This is a genomic window from Oceanobacillus arenosus, from assembly GCF_003369575.1.
Classification (GTDB): domain Bacteria; phylum Bacillota; class Bacilli; order Bacillales; family Amphibacillaceae; genus Oceanobacillus; species Oceanobacillus arenosus.
Genome location: NZ_PIOC01000035.1, coordinates 1 through 2,975 on the forward strand (window position 1 = coordinate 1; position 2,975 = coordinate 2,975).

A 2,975-nucleotide genomic window follows, 5' to 3' on the forward strand; every position below is an offset into this window, starting at 1 on the left:
TAAAAACTAAATAAGAGTAATGGTAACGACAATCAAATAAGAATTTAGTTAAGTCCTCGATCGATTAGTATCCGTAAGCTCCACGTGTTGCCACGCTTCCACACCGAACCTATCAACCTCATCGTCTCTGAGGGATCTTACTCACTCGAAGTGATGGGAAGTCTCATCTTGAGGGGGGCTTCATGCTTAGATGCTTTCAGCACTTATCCTTTCCACACGTAGCTACCCAGCGATGCTCCTGGCGGAACAACTGGTACACCAGCGGTGTGTCCATCCCGGTCCTCTCGTACTAAGGACAGCTCCTCTCAAACTTCCAACGCCCACGACGGATAGGGACCGAACTGTCTCACGACGTTCTGAACCCAGCTCGCGTACCGCTTTAATGGGCGAACAGCCCAACCCTTGGGACCGACTACAGCCCCAGGATGCGATGAGCCGACATCGAGGTGCCAAACCTCCCCGTCGATGTGAACTCTTGGGGGAGATAAGCCTGTTATCCCCGGGGTAGCTTTTATCCGTTGAGCGATGGCCCTTCCATGCGGAACCACCGGATCACTAAGCCCGACTTTCGTCCCTGCTCGACTTGTAGGTCTCGCAGTCAAGCTCCCTTCTGCCTTTACACTCTACGAATGATTTCCAACCATTCTGAGGGAACCTTTGGGCGCCTCCGTTACTCTTTGGGAGGCGACCGCCCCAGTCAAACTACCCGCCTGACACTGTCTCCGAACCGGATCACGGTCCTGGGTTAGAAGGTTCATACAACTAGGGTGGTATCCCACGGGCGCCTCCACGTAAGCTAGCGCTCACGCTTCAACGGCTCCCACCTATCCTGTACAAGCTGCACAAACATTCAATATCAGGCTATAGTAAAGCTCCACGGGGTCTTTCCGTCCTGTCGCGGGTAATGCGCATCTTCACGCATAGTATAATTTCACCGGGTCTCTCGTTGAGACAGTGCCCAAGTCGTTGCACCTTTCGTGCGGGTCGGAACTTACCCGACAAGGAATTTCGCTACCTTAGGACCGTTATAGTTACGGCCGCCGTTTACTGGGGCTTCGGTTCTATGCTTCGCACCAAAGTGCTAACATTTCCCCTTAACCTTCCAGCACCGGGCAGGTGTCAGCCCCTATACTTCGCCTTTCGGCTTCGCAGAGACCTGTGTTTTTGCTAAACAGTCGCTTGGGCCTATTCACTGCGGCTCCATGTTAATGAAGCACCCCTTCTCCCGAAGTTACGGGGTCATTTTGCCGAGTTCCTTAACGAGAGTTCTCCCGCTCACCTTAGGATTCTCTCCTCGCCTACCTGTGTTGGTTTGCGGTACGGGCACCTATGATCTAACTAGAGGCTTTTCTTGGCAGTGTGAAATCAGGAACTTCGGTACTAATTTCCCTCCCCATCACAGCTTGAAATTGTTGAACGGATTTGCCTATCCAACTTTCTCACTGCTTGGGCGCACACATCCATCGGTGCGCATTCCTTATCCTACTGCGTCCCCCCATCGCTCAAACAATCATGAGGTGGTACAGGAATATCAACCTGTTGTCCATCGCCTACGCCTTTCGGCCTCGGCTTAGGTCCCGACTAACCCTGAGAGGACGAGCCTTCCTCAGGAAACCTTAGGCTTTCGGTGAAAGAGATTCTCACTCTTTTTTCGCTACTCATACCGGCATTCTCACTTCTAAGCGCTCCACCAGTCCTCACGGTCTGACTTCACTGCACTTAGAACGCTCTCCTACCATTGTTCGAAGAACAATCCGCAGCTTCGGTGATACGTTTAGCCCCGGTACATTTTCGGCGCAGAGTCACTCGACCAGTGAGCTATTACGCACTCTTTAAATGGTGGCTGCTTCTGAGCCAACATCCTGGTTGTCTGGGCAACTCCACATCCTTTTCCACTTAACGTATACTTTGGGACCTTAGCTGGCGGTCTGGGCTGTTTCCCTTTCGACTATGAACCTTATCACCCATAGTCTGACTCCCAAGCTGAAGTAATTGGCATTCGGAGTTTGACTGAATTCGGTAACCCGGTGAGGGCCCCTAGTTCAATCAGTGCTCTACCTCCAATACTCATTGCTTGAGGCTAGCCCTAAAGCTATTTCGGAGAGAACCAGCTATCTCCGTGTTCGATTGGCATTTCACCCCTACCCACACCTCATCCCCGCATTTTTCAACATACGTGGGTTCGGGCCTCCAGTCAGTGTTACCTGACCTTCACCCTGGACATGGGTAGATCACACGGTTTCGGGTCTACGACCGCATACTAATTCGCCCTATTCAGACTCGCTTTCGCTGCGGCTCCGTGTCTTCCACTTAACCTTGCATACGATCGTAACTCGCCGGTCCATTCTACAAAAGGTACGCCGTCACCCATTAACGGGCTTCGACTACTTGTAGGCACACGGTTTCAGGTACTATTTCACTCCCCTTCCGGGGTGCTTTTCACCTTTCCCTCACGGTACTGGTTCACTATCGGTCACTAGGTAGTATTTAGCCTTGGGAGATGGTCCTCCCGGATTCCGACGGAATTTCTCGTGTTCCGCCGTACTCAGGATACACTCCGGAGAGAATTCCTTTTCGACTACAGGGCTGTTACCCGCTATGGCTGACCTTTCCAGATCGATTCGTCTAAAGAATTCCTTTGTAACTCCAATGGAGTGTCCTACAACCCCAGAAAGCAAGCTTTCTGGTTTGGGCTAATTCCGTTTCGCTCGCCGCTACTCAGGAAATCGCATTTGCTTTCTCTTCCTCCGGGTACTGAGATGTTTCAGTTCCCCGGGTCTGCCTCCATTATCCTATGTATTCAGATAATGGTACTGTCCCATTACGAACAGCGGGTTCCCCCATTCGGAAATCCTCGGATCAAAGTTTACGTACAACTCCCCGAGGCATATCGGTGTTAGTCCCGTCCTTCATCGGCTCCTAGTGCCAAGGCATCCACCGTGCGCCCTTATTCACTTAACTAAGTTAGTAAATAA

General features: G+C 51.5%; 1 rRNA gene. It reads right to left on the reverse strand.

The features are described 5' to 3' along the window. Nucleotides 1–44 precede the first annotated feature (44 nt). A 23S ribosomal RNA gene (locus tag CWR48_RS20185) occupies nucleotides 45–2,961 on the reverse strand. Between the last annotated feature and the right edge of the window lie 14 nt (nucleotides 2,962–2,975).